This is a genomic window from Streptomyces sp. NBC_01255, assembly GCF_036226445.1.
GTDB lineage: Bacteria > Actinomycetota > Actinomycetes > Streptomycetales > Streptomycetaceae > Streptomyces.
Map to the genome: position 1 here is coordinate 7373244 of NZ_CP108474.1, position 19696 is coordinate 7392939.

Sequence of the window (19696 nt, forward strand, 5' to 3'; positions counted from 1 at the left end):
AACGAGGCGCACCGTGCCGTGATTCCCGGCCGGTGCCTCAGAGGGCGTCCGGGGACCCCCAGGCGCGCCGTTCGGCCTCGCGCGGCGCCTCGACCAGGGACGGAAGGCCCGGACCGAAGGTCATCACCGGACGCGTCGGGTCCCACGCACGCCAGCCCGGCTCGCCCGTCGCGGCGAAGGCCACCCAGGCGGCGTGCATCGCCGTCGCCAGCTCCTGGGGAGCCTTCGGACCGGTCAGCGCGCGGGTCTCCGGCAGGTCGAGCGTGTCGAAGACGAAGCCGAGTTCGAGCGCGTGACAGGCCCCGAGGTCCAGGACGGGGGAGCGCCAGCCGAACTCGTACAGATACGTTCCGGCGGGCCCGCCGGAACGCAGCCGGGCGTCCGCGAGCCTGTTCAGCGGGATCCGCAGCAGCTTGTCCGTGGCGAGCGCGCCCAGGACCTCGCCCGGCTTCTCCCGCGGCCGGCCCGTGCGGTACACCTTCGCCGTACGGGCCGGCACCTTCGCCTTCCGCAGCAGGAGCCGCTGCACCCAGGGCCCCACCCGGTCGGTGACACCGCTCGGCACGAACCACAGCCGGTACTCCTCGGTGGTCGTGCCCATGAGCAGATCCACCTCCGCCGACGCGCCGTCCGCGAGCGCCTCCGCCGGATCGCGCGTCAGGACCTCGCCGTCCACGGCGATCTGGAAGGAGTGCCCGCCGGTGAGGGGCGAGCCCTTGCCCGTCACCTCGGTCTGCGCCGCGAGCAGCAGCTCCGGGTCGACGCGCGCGAACGCCTCCGCCGTCGCCGGCACCTTGAGCCGCGCGGCCACCGCCTCGGTGGTCCGGCGCGCGGTGGCGAGCGGCTGGGCGATCGGCGCGCCGCTCTGCACCACGGCCCGCCGGAAGAGGCCCTTCGCGAGCGGCGAGGCCAGCAGGGCGGCGATCGAGATCGCGCCGGCCGACTCGCCGAACACGGTGACCCGCTCCGGGTCCCCGCCGAAGGCCGTGATGTTCTCCCGTACCCAGGTCAGCGCGGCGATCTGATCGCGCAGCCCGAGATTGGCGGGCGCGTCGGGGAAGACCCCGAACCCTTCGACGCCGAGCCGGTAGTTGACCGAGACGAGGACCACGCCGTCCCGGGCGAAGGCGGTGCCGTCGTAGACGGGGACCGCCGAGGAGCCGTGGATCAGCGACCCTCCGTGGATCCAGACCATGACCGGCCGCCGCCCGGCCTGCGCCATGGTCGGTCCGGTCGGTCCGGTCGGTCCCGAAGGATCCCACGGCGCCCACACGTTGAGGTTGAGGCAGTCGTCGCCCTCGACGTCGGGGTCGGGGAGCAGTGCGTCGAGCGGCGGGGAGTACGGGCGCTTCGGCGCCGTCGCTCCGAAGGCCGTGGCCTCCCGGACGCCCTCCCAGGGCCCGGCCGGTTCCGGCGCGCGGAAGCGCAGCGCCCCGACGGGAGCCCGCGCGTAGGGGACGCCGAGGAAGGCGGCCACGCCGTCCTTCAGAGTGCCGCGCAGCGCCCCGCCCCGCGTATGGGTCTCCGCCATCGATTCAGTCCTTCCTCGGTCCGACGGTGCTCACACCGTCCGGATGATGGGTCAGCGTGCCGTTCGGACGCGCGGCGCCGACCGGGACGGGTGTTCCGGACAGGCCCTAAGGCTGCACCACCAGTGCGCGCTTGAGGACCTTCCCGGTCGGGCCGAGCGGCAGCGCCTCCACGAAGTGCACGATCCGGGGGTACTTGTGGCGGCCGAGGCGCTCCCGCGACCACTCCACGAGCTCCTCCTCGGAGAGCGGCGCGGCGCCGTCCCTGCGTACCACCACCGCGCACACCTCCTCGCCCTTCGCGTCGTCGGGCACGCCGATCACCGCGACCTCCGAGACCGACGGATGGCGCACGAGCACCTCCTCGACCTCGCGCGGGTAGATGTTGAAGCCGCCCCGGATGACCAGGTCCTTCTTCCGGTCCACGATCCGCAGGAAGCCGCCCTCGTCCAGGACGCCCAGGTCCCCCGTACGGAACCAGCCGTCCACGACCGCCGCCGCCGTCGCCTCGGCGTCGTCGAGGTAGCCCGCGAAGATGTTGTGCCCGCGGACCACGACCTCGCCGACCTCGCCGTCCGCGAGCAGCAGGATCTCCCGCTCCACGGCCGCGTCCGCGATCCCCACCTCCACGCCCCACACCGCGTGCCCGACCGTCCCCGGCCTGCGGCCGAGGTGCGGCTGGTTGAAAGTGGCGATCGGCGAGGTCTCCGTCAGGCCGTACCCCTCCAGGACCTGCGTGCGGAAGGTCTCCTCGAAGCGCTCCAGGACGGCGACCGGGAGGGCCGCACCGCCCGAGACGGCGGAGCGGAGGGCCGTCGGGCGCCGGTCGGAGACCGCCGCGGCCTCCACGAGCGCGTGGTACATCGTCGGCACGCCCATGAAGACCGTCACGCCCTCGGCGGCCAGCACCTCCAGGGCCGCCGGGCCGCTGAACCGGGGCATGAGCACGAGCGTCGCGCCCCCGCGCAGCGTCCCGTTCATCGCGCAGGTCTGGCCGTAGCTGTGGAAGAGCGGCAGACAGCCGAGGACCACATCGCCCTCGCCGAGGCCGAGGAGGTCGTGCGCGGCCACCGAGGCGTTCATGGCGATGTTGAGATGGGTCAGCAGGGCGCCCTTGGGGCGGCCCGTCGTTCCGCTCGTGTAGAGGATCACGGCGACGTCCCCGGGGTCGGCCGGCTCGCTCGCGGCCAGCGGTTCGGCCGCCGAGGGCGCCCCCTGGAACGCGCGCACCCCGGCCGCCCGTGCGGCCTCGTCGGCCACCGCCCACAGCGGCCCGCCGCTCACGATGCCGACCGCGCCGCTGTGCTCCAGGACGTACCGCACCTCGTCGGCGACGAGCAGCGCGTGCACCGGTACGACGGTCACGCCGGCCGCCAGGGCGCCGTAGTACACGCGCAGGAACTCGGTGGTGTTCGGCAGCAGCACGGCCAGCCGGTCGCCCGGCTTCAGGCCCGCCTCCCGCAGCCCGGCGGCGCAGCGCAGCGACTCCGTCCACAGCTCGCGGTAGGTGAGCCGGGCCGCGCCCTCGACGACCGCGATCCGGTCGGGGAAGTGGCGGGCGGACTCGCCGAGGACGCCGGCGACGCTCAGTGACATGAAAGGCTCCAGAGACGCCGGGTAACAGCGCTGTTGACGATCGGCTGACACGGCACAGAATCCGCCGCCGCACCGCCCGGATGCCATGTGCAGATGCCCACCATGTGCCGAACGGAGCTGGGCAGTGGCACCGCTGCCGTGCGCGACCCGTGGCATTCGCCAAATCCCGGGGCTACGGTGCGAGCCATGACGCACAGCCCGGCCGCCCCCCGCCCCGGCAACGAACCCCGCGCGACGGCCGCGCGCCCGGACGCACGCGTGGACGCCCCCCGTCCGGACGCCCCCCGTCCGGACGCGCGCCCTGACGGGCGCCCGGACCGTCACGACCGTGCCGACGCCCCGCGCTTCGGCGATCCCCGCCCCGTCGCCCCCGGCGCTCCCGCCCCCGTCCGGCCCGGCGCCACCCTGCCCGCCGCCACCCGCCCCGCCGCCACCCGGCCCGGCGCCTCGCGCGCCGGTTCCCCGCGCTCCGGCGGAGCCCATACGCCCCTGGGGTCAGCCGCCGGTTCCGGGGCGCTCCGGCGCGCGCTCTCCACGACGATGCTCGGCGACGTGGACCGGCTCACCGACCGGGCCGTCGACGACATCCGCGCCCACTCCGGTACGTACGCCTCCGACGCCCCCGTCACCCGTGACGACCTCTGGGAGATCTGCCGCGACAACCTCCTGCGCGCCCTGGAGGACTTCGGCGGCCTCGCCCCGACCGGCGGCGACTTCGAGCGGGCGGCCCGCCAGACCGGCCGCCGCCGCGCCGAGCAGGGCGTCCCCCTCGACACCGTCCTCCAGGCCTACCGGCGCGGCGGCCGGGTCCTCTGGCAGGTCATGGCCGAGCACCTCAGGACCCGGGCCGGCCGGGAGGCCGACAGCCGGGACATCGAGCTCGACATGGCGGGCGGCGTCTGGGAGACGATCGACCGCTACTCCGTCGCGATGGCCGACGAGTACCGGCTCGCCCAGCTGGAGCTCCAGAGCCGCCAGGACACCCGGCGCGTCGCCCTCTTCGAGGCGCTCCTCGACGGCCGCGCCGACGACCCCGCCGTCGCCTCGGCCGCGGCCGCCGCGCTCGGGATCCCCGCCTGCGACCGGTACGTCGTGGTGGTCGCCGCCCAGGACCCGGCCGCCCCGCCGCACCTCGCGCCCGTCCTGGAGGCCCAGGGGATGTGGTCGTTCTGGCGGCCCCGTTCCGGCCGGTACGCCGGGATCGTCCGGCTGCCGCGCCGCGACACGCCCCCCGGCAGGCCGGCCGCCGGCCCCCGGGGGTCCGCCGACCCGGCCGCGCGCGCCCTCCTCGACGTCCTGCGGGAGCTGACCGGCGCGACCGCCGGGATCTCCCCGGAGTTCGAGCGGCTCTCCCACGCCGGCCGCGCCCTCCGGCTCGCCGAGCAGACCCTCCGTACCCTCCCGGCGGGCAGCGGGGAGGTCGCCGCCTTCGACGACCGGCTCGCGCAGGTGCTCCTCAGCGGGCGCGCCGACATCGCCGAGCGGATCGTCACCGTCCACCTCGGGCCCGTCCTCGCCACCGGCGGTGAGCGGGCAGCGCTCCTGACCACCCTCCGGGTCTGGCTGGACCACGGCTGTTCGGCCGCCCGGGCCGCCGAACTGCTCTACTGCCACCGCAACACCGTCCTCAACCGCATCGGCCGTATCGCCGAGCTCACCGGCCGTTCCAGCGAGTCCGGCGAGGCGCGCCTCGGCTGGGCCCTCGCGCTGCGCGCGCTGCCCTACGCGGGCCTGGCGGACGCACCCGAACCGGCCGCCGGGGAGTACGAGCCGGACGGAACGTAGGCTGGCGGGATGCAGGAGCAGTACCGCACTCCGGCCCGCGAGGGTGTGCACGAGACCGAGATCAACCGCTCGCGCTTCCTCTGCGCGCTCGCGCCCGTCGCCGACGAGCGGGAGGCGCAGGACTTCGTCGCGCGCATCCGCAAGGAGCACCCCACCGCCTCGCACAACTGCTTCGCGTACGTCCTGGGCGCCGACGCCTCCGTGCAGAAGGCGAGCGACGACGGCGAGCCCGGCGGCACGGCGGGCGTCCCGATGCTCCAGATGCTCCTGCGCCGTGAGATGCGTTACGTCGTCGCCGTCGTCACCCGCTACTACGGCGGCGTGAAACTCGGCGCGGGCGGTCTCATCCGTGCGTACGGCGGCGTGGTCGGCGAGGCGCTCGACGAGCTCGGCACGGTGACCCGGCAGCGCTTCCGGCTCGTCACCGTCACCGTCGACCACCAGCGGGCGGGGAAGCTGGAGAACGACCTGCGGGCCACCGGCCGCGCCGTCCGGGACGTGCGGTACGCGGAGGCCGTCACGATCGAGATCGGCCTCCCGGACAGCGACGTCCCCGCCTTCCGGGCGTGGCTCGCGGACAGCACGGCGGGCACGGCCGTGTTCGAACTCGGCGGGGAGGCGTACGGCGACGCCTGAGCGCGCCCGCTCCCGGACCCGCCCCCCGTTCCCCGTCGCCGCCCGCCCCCGGGCGGAATCGCGTACGGCCCCACCCACGCCTCCGACCGGGATAGCGTGGAGGGCGCACACGAACAGGGAACCGGCGGCGAGGAGCGGCACACATGCGGGGTGGGACGGCATCGTGAGGCTCCTGCACACCTCGGACTGGCACCTCGGCCGGTCCTTCCACCGCGTCGGGCTCCTCGAAGCCCAGGCCGCGTTCCTCGACCACCTCGTGGCGACCGTCCACGCGCACGGAGTGGACGCCGTCCTCGTCTCCGGCGACGTCTACGACCGGGCCGTGCCGCCGCTGCCCGCCGTCGAGCTCTTCGACACGGCCCTCCACCGCCTCGCCGAGGCCGGCGTGCCGACCGTCATGATCTCCGGCAACCACGACTCGGCCCGCCGCCTCGGGGTCGGCGCGGGGCTGATCGAGCGGGCGGGCATCCACCTCCGTACCGACCCGGCCGGCATCGGAACCCCCGTCGTCCTCACCGACGCCCACGGCGACGTCGCCCTCTACGGCCTGCCGTACCTCGAACCGGCCCTCGTGCGCGAACAGCTCGGCGCCCCGAAGGGCGGGCACGAGGCCGTCCTCGCCGCCGCCATGGACCGGGTCCGCGCCGACCTCGCAGGCCGCGCCGCCGGCACCCGCTCCGTCGTCCTCGCCCATGCCTTCGTGGCGGGCGGCGCCCCCAGCGACAGCGAGCGGGACATCACCGTCGGCGGCGTCGCCGCCGTACCCGCCGGCGTCTTCGACGGCGTCGACTACGTCGCCCTCGGCCACCTCCACGGCAGCCAGACCCTCACCCCGCGGGTGCGCTACTCCGGCTCCCCGCTCGCGTACTCCTTCTCCGAGGCCGACCACCGCAAGACGATGTGGCTCGTCGACCTGGGCGCGGACGGCGCCGTCCTCACCGCCGAGCGCGTCGACTGCCCCGTCCCCCGTCCCCTCGCCCGGATCCGGGGACGGCTCGACGACCTCCTCGACGACCCCGCGCTCGCCCCCCACGAGCAGTCCTGGGTCGAGGCCACCCTCACCGACCCCGTACGCCCCGCCGAGCCCATGGCCCGGCTCGTCGAGCGCTTCCCGCACACCCTGAACCTCGTCTTCGACCCGGAGCGCACCGAGGGCGGCCCCGACGCCTCCTACGCCCAGCGGCTCCGGGACCGCAGCGACCAGCAGATCGCGGAGGACTTCGTGGCCCACGTACGCGGCGGCGCGGGGCTCGACGGCCCGGAGCGGACGGTCCTGTACGCCGCCTTCGACGACGTACGCGTCGACTCGGCCGAGCGCGAGGTGGGCCGGTGAGGCTGCACCGCCTGGAGATCACCGCGTTCGGGCCCTTCGGCACCACGCAGACGGTCGACTTCGACACCCTCTCCTCGGCCGGTCTCTTCCTCCTCCACGGCCCGACCGGCGCCGGGAAGACCTCCGTCCTCGACGCGGTCTGCTTCGCCCTGTACGGGAGCGTGCCCGGCGTCCGCCAGAGCCCCGGCGCCTCCCTGCGCAGCGACCACGCGCCCGTCGGCACGTACACCGAGGTCCTCCTCGAACTGACCGTGGGGGAGCGGCGCCTGGAGATCACCCGCCGCCCCGCCCAGCAGCGGCCCAAGAAGCGCGGCGGCGGCTTCACCACCGAGAAGGCCCAGACCTGGCTCCGCCAGTACGACCCGGCCACCGGCGAGTGGGCCGGGCTCAGCCGCTCCCACCAGGAGATCGGCGAGGAGATCACCCAGCTCGTCGGCATGAGCCGCGAGCAGTTCTGCCAGGTCGTCCTCCTCCCGCAGGGCGACTTCGCGAAGTTCCTGCGTGCCGACGCCGAGGCCCGGGGCAAGCTCCTCGGCCGTCTCTTCGACACCCGCCGCTTCGCCGCCGTCGAGGAGCGACTCGCCGACCTCCGGCGCGCCGCCGAGCAGCAGGTACGGGACGGGGACGAGCGGCTCCTCACCCTCGCCCACCGCATGACGCAGGCCGCCGGCGGCCTCGACGCCGCACGCACCCCCGTCGAAGGGCGTCCCGGCGACCCCGGCCTCGCCGACGCCGTCCTGACCTGGGCCGCCGTCGCCCGCACCGAGGCCCGAGAGGCCCTCGACATCGCCGGCGTACGGTTCGCCGCCGCCGAGCACGGACAGGCCGCCGCCCGCGAGGCCCTCGACGCCGAGAAGGAGCTCGCCGACCGCCAGGCCCGGCACGCCGACGCGCTGCGGCGCCGCGAGCAGCTCACCGCCCGCGCCCCCGAGCGCGACCGCCACCAGACCGCCCTCGACCGGTCCCTGAAGGCCGAGCGTGTCGCGCCCGCGCTCGGCCTGCGCAAGGACGCCGAGCGCGAGCACGCCACCGCGCACGCGGCCCGCGCACGCTCCCGCGCCCTCCTGCCGCCCGCCCTCGCCGACGAGGGGGCCGAGCACCTCTCCGCCCTCGAACACCGGCTGCGCGGGGAGCTCGGCGGACTCGACGCGGCCCGCCGCGCCGAGCGCCGCGCCGCCGCGCTCGCCGAGGAACGGGCCGCTCTGGCGCGCGAGGCGCGGGCCGACGAGGACGCCCTCCAGGACGCGGCCGGCTGGCTCGCCGACTGGGAACCCCGCAGGACCGCCCTCGCCGAGCGCGTCGAGGCCGCCACGGACGCCGCCGCCCGCGCCGAGCACCTCGCCGGACGCCTGGAGCCCGCCCGCCGCCGCCTCGCCGCGGCCCGCCGCCGCGACGGCCTGGAGCGGGACACGGCGGCCGCCGAGGCGCGGCTCACGGATGCCCGCGAGCACCGGAACACCGCCCACGAGACCTGGCTCGACGTCAAGTCCCGTCGGCTGCGGGGCATCGCCGCCGAACTCGCCGCCACCCTCACCGAGGGCGACGCCTGCCAGGTCTGCGGCTCCACGGCCCACCCGGCCCCGGCCCGCACCACCGCCGACCACGTCGACCGGGCCACGGAGGACGCCGCCTACGCGGCCTACACCCGCGCCGACGAGGCCCGTACCGCCGTCGAACGCGAGCTGGCCGTCACCCGGGAGGCCTGGTCCGCGGCCCGCGCGGAGGTCCTGCCGGCGGCGGACGGCTCCGGTCCCACGGCCGCGACGGCGGCCGCCGCGACCGCAGCGGACCCCACGGTCGACGAACTCGCGCGGGACGTCGAGGAGCTGACCCGCCTGCACGGTGCGGCGCACGCGCTCGCCGGGCAGACGCACGGCGCCCGGGAGGCGCTCGCGCGGGCCGAGCGGGAGTACGAGGAGCGGGTCTCCGCGCAGCGGGAGGCCGAGCGGCGGGTCGCCGCGCGCACCTCGCGCCGCGAGGCGCTGGAAGGGGAGCAGGCCACGCTCGACGAGGAACTCGTGCGCGGACGCGGCGCGTTCGGCAGTGTGGCCGAGCACGCCACCCGCCTGGAGCGGCAGATCGCCGTCCTGGTCGAGGCCGCCGCGACCGTACGCGCCGCCGAACTCGCCGCGCAGCGCCTCAAGGAAGCCGACGACCGGCTCGCCGACGCCGCCTACCGCGCGGGCTTCGCCACCCCGGCCGAGGCCCGCGACGCCCTCGTCGGCGAGGCCGAACGCCGCGGCCTCCAGCAGCGCGTGGACGCCTGGCAGGCCGAGGCGGCCGCCGTCGCGGACCGGCTCGCCGAGCCCGGCACCGCCGCTGCCGCCGCCCTCCCGCCCGCCGATCCGGCAGCCGCCGCTGCCGTCCACGCGGCGGTCGAACGCGCGCTCCGGCAGGCCGCGTCCGACCTGGCGGCGGCCCGCGAGCGGGCGACCGGCCTCACCGGCCTCTCCCGGCAGGCCGGCACCGAGGTCCGCCGGCTCGGGCCGCTCCGCGAGGAGTACGACCGGGTGGCCCGGCTCGCCGCCCTCACCGCCGGCACGTCCGCGGAGAACGAGCGCCGCATGCGCCTGGAGTCGTACGTCCTGGCCGCCCGCCTCGAACAGGTCGCCGCCGCCGCGACCGCCCGCCTCCAGCGCATGTCCTCCGGCCGCTACACCCTCGTCCACTCCGACGCGCGCTCCGGCGGCAAGCGGGCCGGCCTCGGGCTGCACGTGGTCGACGCGTGGACGGGCAACGAGCGCGACACCGCCACGCTCTCCGGCGGCGAGACCTTCTTCGCCTCCCTGGCCCTCGCCCTCGGCCTCGCCGACGTCGTCACGGACGAGGCGGGCGGCGTCCGGCTCGACACCCTCTTCATCGACGAGGGGTTCGGCAGCCTCGACGAGCAGACGCTCGACGAGGTCCTCGACGTCCTCGACTCGCTGCGCGAGCGCGACCGCAGCGTCGGCATCGTCAGCCACGTCGGCGACCTGCGCCGCCGCATCCCGGCCCAGCTGGAGGTCGTCAAGGCCCGGCACGGCTCGGCGGTGCGGCTGCGCACCGGCGGGGACGCGCTCAGCGGCTGATGGAGCGCCGGGGCAGCGGCGAGGAGTAGACGACGCTCGTCGTCACCGAGCCGAGCGTGGCGATCTTCCCGGAGATCTCCTCCAGGTGCTTCATGGAACGGGCGGCGACCTTGAGGACGAAGCAGTCGTCGCCCGTCACGTGGTGGGCCTCCAGGACCTCCGGCGTGGTGGCCAGGAGGTCGTGGAACGGCTTGTAGTTGCCGTGCGGGTAGCGCAGCCGTACGAAGGCGAGGATGGGCAGACCGAGCCGGTCCTGGTCGACGATCGCCGTGTACCCGGCGATCACCCCCGCCTCCTCCAGGCGCCGCACCCGCTCGGTCACGGCGGACGGCGACATCGACACGGCGCGGGCCAGTTCGGCGAAGCTGGCCCGGCCCTCGGACTGGAGGGCTTCGAGAATGCGCCAGTCGGTGGCGTCCGGGGTGTACTCGGTGGTCATGTGGCAGGAATAGCAGGGGAATCCCCGGCTGATCAACCGAGCGGCCGGGGATTCTCACGCGGTGGTACGGGACCTGGTGTCGACGTTCCTCAGAGCCGCGACAGCTCGTCGACCAGGTCGTCGAGGCCCAGCGGGCCTTGCGAGAGGGCCGCCATGTGCCAGGCCTTCGCGTCGAACGCCTCACCGTGCGCGGCCCGCGCGTTGGCCCGTCCGAGCAGCCAGGCACGCTCGCCCAGCTTGTAGCCGATCGCCTGGCCCGGCATCGAGAGGTAGCGGGTCATCTCGCTCTCCACGAAGGCCGGCGGACGGCTGCTGTGCAGCTGGAAGAACTCCTGCGCGAGCTCCGGGGTCCATCGCCCGCCCGGCCGGAACGGCGAGTCCGCCGGGATCTCCAGGCCCAGGTGCATGCCGATGTCCACGATCACCCGGCACGCCCGCATCATCTGGCCGTCGAGGTAGCCGAGCCGCCGCTCCGCGTCGGGCAGGAAGCCGAGCTCGTCCATCAGCCGCTCCGCGTACAGCGCCCAGCCCTCCATGTTGGCGCTCACCTTGCCGATGGTCGCCTGGTAGCGGGAGAGCCGGTCGGCGACGTGCACCCACTGCGCGATCTGGAGGTGATGGCCCGGCACGCCCTCGTGGTACCAGGTCGACACCATGTCGTAGACGGGGAAGCGGGTCGTGCCGTCCACCGGCAGCCAGGTGCGGCCGGGGCGCGAGAAGTCCTCGGACGGTCCGGTGTAGTACGGCGCGGCGGCGCCGCCGGGCGGGGCGATCCGGGACTCCACCCGCCGTACGCGGTCGGCCAGTTCGAAGTGGGTGCCGTCGAGCGCCTCGATCGCCTCGTCCATCAGCCCCTGGAGCCAGACCCGTACCTCCTCCACGCCCTCGACGTGCGTGCCGTGCTCGTCGAGGTGGGCGAGGGCCTCCCAGGGGCCTGCGCCGGGCAGGATCCGCTCGGCCTCGGAACGCATCTCGCCGAGCAGCCGGTGGTACTCGGACCAGCCGTACGCGTACGCCTGGTCGAGGTCCAGGTCGGTGCCGTTGAAGTAGCGGGTCCAGCGCTGGTAGCGCTCACGGCCCACGGTGTTCGGTGCGTCCGCGACGGTCGGGGCGTACACGTCCCGCATCCAGTCCCGCAGCGCCGCCACCGCCTCGGTCGCGCCCTCGGACGCCACCGCGAGCTCGGTCCGGAGCTCCTCGGGAAGCGTGTCGGGACAGACCGCGGCGAACTCCTCGAACCAGCCCCGCCCGCCGCTCTCCCCGCCCGCCCACTCGGTGAGCTGGCCGACGAACGTGGCGGTGGGGCGCGGCCCGGCGAAGAGCTTGCGCTCCAGGCCGAGCGCGAGCGCGGAGCGGTAGCCCTCCAACGCGGCGGGGACGGCCCGCAGTCGCGTGGCGACCGCCGTCCAGTCCTCCGCGGTCTCCGTCGGCATCATCGTGAAGACGATCCGCACGCTGTGGGCGGGCGACCGCATGTTGCTGACCGTGCAGAGGCCCTCGTCGGCCTCGTACACGGCGAGCTCGGCCATGAGGCGTTCCCGCAGCAGCCGGGCGCACCGCTGCTCCGCTTCGCTCTCGGCGCCCTCGACGTGCTCCGCCGCGTCGAGGGCGGCGAGCGTGCGCCGGGCGAGGTCGGCCACGGTCTTCTGCCCGGCGGGCGAGAAGTCGGGCAGACGACCGGCGCTCTCCTTGACTCCCAGGTACGTACCGGTGATCGGGTCGAGGGCGATGAGTGCGTCGACGTGGGCGTCGGCGACCTGGCGGGGCAGCGGGCTGCTGGAAGTCTCTGGCATGGGGGCCATCCTGGCCTCTCCCGCAAGCCCCGTCACCCTCGTTCGTCCTCAGTCGGCCGACAAGGAAGGGCCCGCGGAGGGCGGCAGAAGCGGGCCGCACTCCCACTGCTGGAAGATCAGCCGGGTCTCGACCCGGGCCACCTCGCGGCGTGACGTGAACTCGTCGAGCACGAGTCGTTGCAGGTCGGCGGGGTCCGCCACGGCAACGTGGACCAGGTAGTCGTCGGGGCCCGTCAGATGGAAGAGCGCCCGGGACTCGGGAAGGGCCCGGATCCGGTCGACGAACGGACCGATCAGTTCCCGCCGGTGGGGCCGGACCTGCACGAGGAGAAGGGCTTCCAGCCCCCGGCCGAGTTTGGCCGGATCCAGTCGTAGCTGGTGACCGAGGATCACGCCCGTGCGGCGCAGGCGGGCCACTCGGTCCAGGCAGGTCGAGGGCGCCACGCCGACCTCGGCGGCGAGTTCGCGGTAGGTGGTCCGGGCGTCGTTCTGCAGGAGGCGAAGAATGTGCAGATCGACCGCGTCCAGTACGACAGTTTCGGCCATCGGTCGAACGTAGCACGGCCTGTTCCCGCTACCTTCCGGTAAACGTTCACAGTGCCGCCATGGACGCCATGGACCGCGACCCCTCGGCCACCCCGAGGGCGCTCGCCACCGAAGCCGTGCACGCCGGCCGCGAGGACCTCGCCACGCTCGGAGTGCACGCCCCGCCGCTCGACCTGTCGACCACCTACCCCTCGTACGACGCCCGGGCCGAGGCCGCCCGCATCGACGAGTTCGCCACCACGGGCGCCCGGCTCGACGGCCCGCCCGTCTACGCCCGGCTCGACAACCCCACCGTGGCCCGCTTCGAGGAGGCCCTCGCCCGCCTGGAGGGCGCCGAGTCCGCCGTGGCCTTCGCCAGCGGCATGGCGGCCTTCACCGCCGTCCTCCTCGCCCGGGCGAGCCAGGGGCTGCGCCATGTGGTCGCGGTCCGCCCGCTGTACGGCTGCAGCGACCATCTCCTGGAGGCAGGACTCCTCGGCACCGAGGTGACCTGGACCGACCCGGCGGGCATCGCCGACGCGATACGCCCCGACACGGGTCTCGTCATGGTCGAGTCCCCGGCGAACCCGACCCTCGCCGAGGCCGACATCCGCGCCATCGCCCACTCCTGCGGCTCCGTGCCGCTCCTGGTCGACAACACCTTCGCCACGCCGGTCCTCCAGCGCCCGGTCGAACAGGGCGCGCGGATCGTGCTGCACAGCGCGACCAAGTACCTGGGCGGGCACGGCGACGTCATGGGCGGGATCGTCGCCTGCGACGAGGAGTTCGCCCGTACCCTCCGCCAGGTCCGCTTCGCCACCGGCGGAGTGCTCCACCCGCTCGCCGGCTACCTGCTGCTGCGCGGCCTCTCCACCCTTCCGGTACGGGTGAGGGCGGCGTCCTCCTCGGCGGCGGAAATCGTCCGGCGACTCGCCACCGACCCCCGGATCGCCCGCGTCCACTATCCGCGGATCGGCGGCGCGATGATCGCCTTCGAGGTCTACGGGGACCCGCACGACGTGATCGCCGGAGTCCGGCTGATCACCCCGGCGGTCAGCCTCGGCAGCGTCGACACCCTCATCCAGCACCCGGCCTCCATCAGCCACCGGATCGTGGCCGAGGGAGACCGGCGCTCGGCGGGCGTCAGCGACCGGCTGCTGCGGATGTCGGTCGGCCTGGAGGACGTCGAGGACCTGTGGCGGGACCTGACACAGGCACTCAGCGCTCCGCCCGCCGGACCTCCTCGTGAGGCAGCGACCGCGACGGAGAGCGAGGGCTCTGGCGCGGGGCTGCGGCCAGTCGCGCGGTGATGACGAGGGTGCCCTCCTCGATCTGGTAGTCGAGAGGGAGCTGCAGCGCCCGCATGGCGGCCACCATCCCGGTGTTGGACGCCTGGGTCACGGCGTACACGCTCTCGCAGCCGGCCTCCTCGGCCATCGCCACCAGCCGGCCGAGGAGCTCGGATCCGATGCCGCGCCGCTGCCAGTCGTCCTCGACCATCAGGGCGACCTCGGTCTCGTCGCCGTCCCACAGGAGGTGGCCGAGGGCGACGAGCCGGCCGGAGGTCGTCTGCACGGCGAGCGTGCGCCCGAAGCGGGGGCTGAGCAGATGGTCGAGGTAGCGGTCGGCGTCGCCGACCGGGCCGTGGTAGCGCAGGCCGAGGGTGCGGGCCGAGCAGCGGTCGTGCATCGCCCGCGCGGCGCGCAGGTCGCGCTGGTCCGCGCGGCGGACGGTGATTTCGTTGCCCTCCGGCAGGGTCAGTACGTCCTGGCTGCGCGGGAGGCGCGGGCCGAGCCGGGCGTCGAGCTCGACGAGCGCGCGGGCGCGGGCGAACTCGGTCGGAGTGAAGGGCAGATAGGGCCGCTCGACGATGAGCGTGCCGCCGTTCGGGTCGCGCAGCCGCATCACGGTCTCCTCCAGGACCCCTTCGACCGGGGCCTGTTCGCCGAGGGGACGGCCGGTGAGGGAGAGCGCGGGGACGGAGTGGAGCGTGCAGCGGCCGAGGAGCTGGCGCAGGGCGAGCGGCAGTTCGGCGGCGTCGAGCGCCGTACGGGTGGCGAGGCCGAGGACCCGCGTGGGCGTGTCGACCAGGTCGTGGGCGTCGGCCCGCTCGGTCCAGGTGTCGCGGCCGCCGGCCGCCGCGGTCTCGCGGGCGAGATCCTGGGCGGAGAGGTCGGCGGGGGCACGGAGCAGGAACTCGTCGACCGTGCCCCGGGCGAGCGGGTGGGTCTGGAGGGTGAGGATGTCCACGCCCAGCCGGGCGAGGACCGTGCACAGGGCGGCGAGGCTGCCCGGGGTGTCCTCGACGGTGGTCCGCATGCGCCAGAGGACCGTCTCGACGGGCGGCCGCGGGGCGTCCTCCGCGCCGGCGCGGTCGTCGGCCGACGGAGCCGTGGTGGAGCGCCCGCCGGAGTCACCGCTGGTGGCCCCGGGGGGCGGTGCATGGCTGGCATGACTGCCCCGCCGCGCCCACCACGTGTGGAAGGCGGCGGTGGCGGCCAGCGCGATCGCCGAGAACACCAGGAGGTAGTGGCCGTCGGGCCCCTTGGCGATGGTCTTGGCGATCGTGTCGGCCACCACCACGGCGGTGAACAGGGCGGCGAGCTCGATCAGGTCGTGCCGCCAGTGGTGCGGGCGGCGGGTGCTCTTCGAAGACGTCACATCGGTCATGGCTTCACTGTGACCCAGTGGTGTTGCGTGATCACGAACGTTTTGTGACTGACGGGTTAAGCGCCGATCTGGTGCCTTAGAGGCCGATTCAGACCGTTTGGGTCACAGTCTGATCGGCCCCTTGGTCTGCCTCCTGATCGGCCTCCTAGCCGAGTGCGGCGCGCAGCCGCTTCGCCTGGACGACCAGTTGCGAGGAGCCCTTGCCCGCAGCGACGCCGTCCAGCCCGCGAAGCTCACCCCGCGCCCCGCACCGCTCCACGCAGTCGGCCGCCACCGCGAGCACCTCGCCGAGGCCGCGCACCGGCTTCCCGTCGCCCAGCAGCTCGGGGAGCGCCGCCGAGAGCACCGCCCAGACCGTCCCGTACGCCCCCGTGACCGCCGCCGTCCGGGCCGCGTCCGCCAGCCGGTTCGGCTTGACCGAACCCTCGGCGACCAGCCACGCCAGCTCCTCGCCGACCTTCCGGCCGTCCAGATCACCCCGCGACGCGAGCACGAGCAGCGCGTCCAGGGCCCGCAGCCGGTCGTCGGCATCCCCGGCGCCCAGTGCGAGCGCGACGGCGACGGCGACGGCCCGGCCCACCCGGCCCTCCGCCTCGGCCAGCCCGGTCAGCGGTTCGGACGTCTTCCCCGAGCCGCTGCCGCGCGCGAGGGACGGCACGAAGCAGGCCGCGAGGACCTCGCGATCGGCCGGCAGGACCGGAGCCCAGTGCTCCCCGCCGGAGACCCAGTGGTAGCAGCGGCGGGGCGCCGTCTCCAGCGTGCCGCCCAGCCACCGGAAGGCGGGCGGGAACTCCTCCCGCACCACGGCCCGGTCGGCGAGCTCGACCACCACCCGCTGGGCGACCCACCATCTCTCCAGGGTCCGGTCCTCCTCCCGCTCGAGGAACCGTACGGTCGCCGCCAGCGGCTCGTCCGCCCGCAGCCACGCGCCGAGCCGCTGTCCGGCCTCGGTGCCGAGGGCCGACGCCTCCACCTCCGCCCGCCCGGCGTCGGGGGCGGTCCGCAGGACCCGCAGCAGGGCCTGGGCCAGATCGGCGGGGGCGGGCTCGACGCCCGCGTCCCGGTAGGCGCGCAGTCGCTCGACGAGCACCAGGGGATCGACACCGCCGGTGCTCACGGTCGGTGAGGCGAGCAGGAACGGCAGCGCGTCCGTGCCGATCAGAGCGGAGGCCTCCCACAGCCGCGCGTCCCGGATGCCGGTCAGAGCGTCGTGGAAGCAGGCCGTGGTCTCGGGTTCCCGCACCCTCCGGTCCTCGATCCACGACGGCTCGAGCAGCCCGAGGAATCCCGCGAGCACGGCGTGGAGCGGACGGAAGTCGTACGAGAAGTGGTGAGGCTCCTGCCAGCTCTTGGTGGTGAAGGCCTCCAGCACCGCCCGCGTCAGCGCTTCCCGGTCCCGGTGGGCGTGCCGTACCAGCCCGTCGAGCGCCCGCTCGAACCGCACCGGATCGTCGTTGACCCCCTTCGCCAGCATGCCCTCGACGAGCTCCTCGATCGTCGCCGCCGGGGGCCCGGCCGGCTGGGGCTCCGGTACGGGCGGCAGGATCTCCTCGTACGGGAGCCCGGTGCCACCCTCCAGGGAATCCCCGAACAGCTCCACGGCGGCCTGCCGGTGCGCCGGGCTCAGCAACCCGGCCTGACCGGCCAGCTCCAGCCGTACGGAGTCGTCCACGGCGGACAGGTGACGGCCCACCAGCTTCAGCGCGCGGCCCTGGAGGTCGGTGTCTTCGTTCCCGAAGACCTCCGCGACCGCGGGCAGCAGCTCGGCCGCCGCGCCGGGCTCCCGCGCCAGCACCTTGCCGACCAGCGTCAACTGGGCCCGCACCAGCTTCTTCTCGGTCCGGAAGAGCACCGCGCTCGTCATCTCGGCCAGTGCGGCGGTCGACAGCCCCCCGTCCACCGCCAGCCCGGCCAGCACCTCCTGCGCGTACCCTGCGATCGGCGACGGGGTGTCCGCCGTCATCCCGACCAGGTCGGGGACCCGCTCCCGGAACTCCGCCCCCGTCGGCTCGACCAGCCGCAGCAGGTCCATGGGGAACCGCAGGTCGCGCGGTCGGCCGCCCCGCAACAGCCGGGACAGGGCGGCGTCCAGGACCTCGGTCCGGTCCAGCACGCCCTCCCCGACGAGCGCCGCGACAGCCGTGGGCCAGTGCGCGTGCGGAGCCTCGGTGAGCGTCCAGGTCAACTCGTCCGGACTCTCCGCCATCGAGAGGGCGTGAAGCACCAGGACCGGCGTCTGCGGATCCGACCGCAGCCGCTCCAGGAGCTCGGGGCCCTCGAACGACCACCGCCAGCGGCTGCCGGCGCGGAACTGCCACGCCCAGCCGAGCACGTACCCGTCGGTCGCCGGCACCGCGCAGCCGGACCGCTCCACCAGGCCGCGGATCAGCTCGTAGCTGTGCTCCGCGACGGCCGGCCGTGCGGCGAGCCGGCCGGCCACGTCGGCCTGCCACTCCGGAGACCGGTCGGCGACCGCCTGGAGCACCGGGCCACTGCCCTCCGAGCGCCAGGGCGCCAGATCACGGGCGCCGAGCCAGGTCGCCGCCGCCGAAGCCCCCGGGTGACAGCCGGCCCCCGCGACGTACAGCGCGCGCCGGACGTCGGCCGCCTCACGTGGGCGCTTCGTCTCCCAGCCGCGCACCTCGGTACGCAGCGACTTCAGCTCCGCGAGGACCGTGCCGCGCTCCGCCGTCCCCAGCCCCTCCAACAGCGAGGGCACCTCGTCGGCGCGCCCACCGCGCACCGCCTCGATCAGCTTCTCGATCCCCACGGAATGCCCTTCCCCCTCGGCCTTCGTCGTCCCCACGGCCTTCTCCGTCCGTCGCGTCACTACGCCCGCCCCCATCTTCCGTACAGCCGCCGTGCGCCCCGTCACCGCCCCGGGCCAGGACCGGCCCCCGGTATCGCCTGCGGCTCCGATACCGGCTCCGCTTCCGGCTCCGACCCGGCGGCGGACGCGCCCCGCCGGACCATCCGCACCGCGAGCGCGTGCTTGCACGGACCCCGCCGCCCTTGGTGGTCCGCCCACCACCGGCACGTACAGTTCAGCGCCCCGCCCGACTCCCGGACCCGGTAGCGCCGCTCGCCCGAGGCCACCGTCGCCAGCTCCCCTTCGAGCTCCACCGCGCCCTCCGCGACCAGCCGGCGCGCGCTCACAAGGCGGGGGTTGTGCCGCTCCGCGCGGTCCGCGTCGTACGGCAGCTCCCGGTGGAAGTAGGCCGCCTCCGCCACGTCGTACCCCACGCGGCCCGCCGTGCCCAGCCGGGTCAGCGCCGCCCGCACCCGGTCGACCGAGAGCCCGGCCTGCGCCGCGAGGTCCGCCAGGTCGATCCGCGGCTCCCAGGCCAGCAGCACGGCGACCAACTCCGCGTCCTGCGCGGCGTCCTCCGTCGCCAGCGCCTCCAGGACCCCGCCCTCGCCGGAGAAGCCCCGCGCCGGGTCGGGCGACAGCGTCAGCGTCAGCCGCATGCCCGGCAGGGTCACCTCCCAGGCGCTCGCCGTGGCCGCGCCGTCCGGCACCGGCCCGTACACCCGCAGTCCCGTCGCGTGCCGCAGCACCCGCTCCAGGGCGACCAGCCGGTCGGGACCCGGCAGGCACACCGCACCCGGACCCGGCCGCGTCGTGGGACGCAGCGTCCGGCCCGCCGGGACGATCCACAGCGGGCCGCGCCCCCGGGCCTGCGTGCGCGGCAGGGACCGCAGGAACCGGACGACCTCCGTCCCCGTCAGCTCGGCCCGCAGGTCGAACCGGGCCGAGGCGACCTGCGCCTCGGCGAACCCCCGCAACCACCGGTCCGGCAGCGGGACCTTCTTCTCCACGACCGCCCCCGCGAGGGTGGTCACCGCCATCTCCTCGGGGCCGACCCGCAGATGCAGCGGATCGTCCCCGGTCATCCGCGACAGCGCCTCGCGCAGCGGGTTGTTGACGTCCACATTGGTCGTGCCGTGGCCCGTCTCCGCGCCCCCGAGGCCCTCGTCGAGCACGTCCAGGCGCGCGTACACCCCGCCGCAGCCGGAGAAGGACTCGAACCGCAGCCGGTCCCCGTTCCCCGTCACCACCGGGTCCAGCGAACCCGGCCGTATCCGCTGGTCGTAGCGGGCCGCCGCCACGTCGGCGACCGCGAGCAGACCGCGGGCGGCGACCTGCGGAGCGGCCAGGAAGCCCGAGAAGAAGCGGGGATGGGCCTCGGCACCCCGGGGTGTGAGACCCCCCGCCGTCTCCAGGCCGAGCAGCCGGCCGGAGCCCGTGGACTCCAGCGCGGAAGGACGTGCGTAAGCGAGCGCATGTACGGATCGCGTCATGGAGAAAACGGTACGGCCCG

General features: G+C 75.1%; 13 protein-coding genes. 5 read left to right on the forward strand and 8 right to left on the reverse strand.

All coding sequences use genetic code 11. The features are described from left to right. Positions 1 to 37 precede the first annotated feature (37 nt). On the reverse strand, positions 38 to 1531 hold the full coding sequence (locus OG357_RS33465) for a carboxylesterase/lipase family protein (RefSeq protein WP_329624665.1): 1494 nt from the start codon (positions 1529 to 1531) through the stop codon (positions 38 to 40). A 106-nt stretch (positions 1532 to 1637) separates the two neighbouring features. After that, the gene (locus OG357_RS33470) at positions 1638 to 3125 is read right to left on the reverse strand and encodes a long-chain-fatty-acid--CoA ligase (RefSeq protein WP_329624666.1); all 1488 of its coding nucleotides are present in this window, start codon (positions 3123 to 3125) and stop codon (positions 1638 to 1640) included. A gap of 186 nt (positions 3126 to 3311) precedes the next feature. Between OG357_RS33470 and OG357_RS33475 the strand changes: the two genes are divergently transcribed. The 4 genes from OG357_RS33475 to OG357_RS33490 all read left to right on the forward strand — a co-directional run bounded on the left by OG357_RS33475 (position 3312) and on the right by OG357_RS33490 (position 9947). Continuing rightward, on the forward strand, positions 3312 to 4910 hold the full coding sequence (locus tag OG357_RS33475) for a PucR family transcriptional regulator (protein WP_329624667.1): 1599 nt from the start codon (positions 3312 to 3314) through the stop codon (positions 4908 to 4910). Between the two features lie 9 nt (positions 4911 to 4919). Beyond that, the gene (locus OG357_RS33480) at positions 4920 to 5546 is read left to right on the forward strand and encodes a YigZ family protein (RefSeq protein WP_329624668.1); all 627 of its coding nucleotides are present in this window, start codon (positions 4920 to 4922) and stop codon (positions 5544 to 5546) included. 163 nt (positions 5547 to 5709) lie between these two features. Beyond that, complete coding sequence (locus OG357_RS33485) at positions 5710 to 6879, forward strand: exonuclease SbcCD subunit D (RefSeq protein WP_329624669.1); 1170 nt, start codon at positions 5710 to 5712, stop codon at positions 6877 to 6879. Next, positions 6876 to 9947 carry an SMC family ATPase gene (locus tag OG357_RS33490; protein WP_329624670.1) on the forward strand — a complete coding sequence of 1024 codons (3072 nt, stop codon included), beginning with the start codon at positions 6876 to 6878 and terminating at the stop codon, positions 9945 to 9947. Before OG357_RS33485 ends, OG357_RS33490 begins: the two co-directional genes overlap by 4 nt. On the opposite strand, the gene OG357_RS33495 is transcribed toward OG357_RS33490, so the two are convergent. The 3 genes from OG357_RS33495 to OG357_RS33505 all read right to left on the reverse strand — a co-directional run bounded on the left by OG357_RS33495 (position 9937) and on the right by OG357_RS33505 (position 12725). After that, positions 9937 to 10386: an Lrp/AsnC family transcriptional regulator gene (locus OG357_RS33495; RefSeq protein ID WP_329624671.1), complete on the reverse strand. Its 450-nt coding sequence runs from the start codon at positions 10384 to 10386 to the stop codon at positions 9937 to 9939. The genes OG357_RS33490 and OG357_RS33495 overlap by 11 nt on opposite strands. A gap of 89 nt (positions 10387 to 10475) precedes the next feature. Next, positions 10476 to 12179, reverse strand: coding sequence for a DUF885 domain-containing protein (locus tag OG357_RS33500; protein WP_329624672.1), 1704 nt, complete (start codon positions 12177 to 12179; stop codon positions 10476 to 10478). Positions 12180 to 12227: 48 nt separating this feature from the next. After that, positions 12228 to 12725, reverse strand: a complete 498-nt coding sequence (locus OG357_RS33505; protein ID WP_329624673.1) for an Lrp/AsnC family transcriptional regulator — start codon at positions 12723 to 12725, stop codon at positions 12228 to 12230. Between the two features lie 59 nt (positions 12726 to 12784). Here OG357_RS33505 and OG357_RS33510 point away from each other — a divergent pair, with 59 nt between their 5' ends. Beyond that, the gene (locus OG357_RS33510) at positions 12785 to 14014 is read left to right on the forward strand and encodes a trans-sulfuration enzyme family protein (protein WP_443066769.1); all 1230 of its coding nucleotides are present in this window, start codon (positions 12785 to 12787) and stop codon (positions 14012 to 14014) included. On the opposite strand, the gene OG357_RS33515 is transcribed toward OG357_RS33510, so the two are convergent. The 3 genes from OG357_RS33515 to OG357_RS33525 form a co-directional block, all read right to left on the reverse strand. Beyond that, a complete protein-coding gene (locus OG357_RS33515) occupies positions 13923 to 15374 on the reverse strand; it encodes a GNAT family N-acetyltransferase (RefSeq protein WP_329624674.1) in 1452 nt (483 codons plus the stop codon). The genes OG357_RS33510 and OG357_RS33515 overlap by 92 nt on opposite strands. A 145-nt stretch (positions 15375 to 15519) precedes the next feature. Beyond that, positions 15520 to 18180, reverse strand: a complete 2661-nt coding sequence (locus tag OG357_RS33520) for a DUF7824 domain-containing protein (protein WP_329624675.1) — start codon at positions 18178 to 18180, stop codon at positions 15520 to 15522. A 65-nt stretch (positions 18181 to 18245) separates the two neighbouring features. Next, positions 18246 to 19676: an SWIM zinc finger family protein gene (locus tag OG357_RS33525; RefSeq protein ID WP_329624676.1), complete on the reverse strand. Its 1431-nt coding sequence runs from the start codon at positions 19674 to 19676 to the stop codon at positions 18246 to 18248. Between the last annotated feature and the right edge of the window lie 20 nt (positions 19677 to 19696).

What these genes read in the sequence shown, in the direction of transcription:
- OG357_RS33465 (WP_329624665.1), bottom strand. Translation starts at nt 1,531, where the DNA reads ATGGCGGAGACCCATACGCGGGGCGGGGCGCTGCGCGGCACTCTGAAG.
- OG357_RS33470 (WP_329624666.1), bottom strand. Translation starts at nt 3,125, where the DNA reads ATGTCACTGAGCGTCGCCGGCGTCCTCGGCGAGTCCGCCCGCCACTTC.
- OG357_RS33475 (WP_329624667.1), top strand. Translation starts at nt 3,312, where the DNA reads ATGACGCACAGCCCGGCCGCCCCCCGCCCCGGCAACGAACCCCGCGCG.
- OG357_RS33480 (WP_329624668.1), top strand. Translation starts at nt 4,920, where the DNA reads ATGCAGGAGCAGTACCGCACTCCGGCCCGCGAGGGTGTGCACGAGACC.
- OG357_RS33495 (WP_329624671.1), bottom strand. Translation starts at nt 10,386, where the DNA reads ATGACCACCGAGTACACCCCGGACGCCACCGACTGGCGCATTCTCGAA.
- OG357_RS33500 (WP_329624672.1), bottom strand. Translation starts at nt 12,179, where the DNA reads ATGCCAGAGACTTCCAGCAGCCCGCTGCCCCGCCAGGTCGCCGACGCC.
- OG357_RS33505 (WP_329624673.1), bottom strand. Translation starts at nt 12,725, where the DNA reads ATGGCCGAAACTGTCGTACTGGACGCGGTCGATCTGCACATTCTTCGC.
- OG357_RS33510 (WP_443066769.1), top strand. Translation starts at nt 12,785, where the DNA reads ATGGACGCCATGGACCGCGACCCCTCGGCCACCCCGAGGGCGCTCGCC.
- OG357_RS33515 (WP_329624674.1), bottom strand. Translation starts at nt 15,374, where the DNA reads ATGACCGATGTGACGTCTTCGAAGAGCACCCGCCGCCCGCACCACTGG.
- OG357_RS33525 (WP_329624676.1), bottom strand. Translation starts at nt 19,676, where the DNA reads ATGACGCGATCCGTACATGCGCTCGCTTACGCACGTCCTTCCGCGCTG.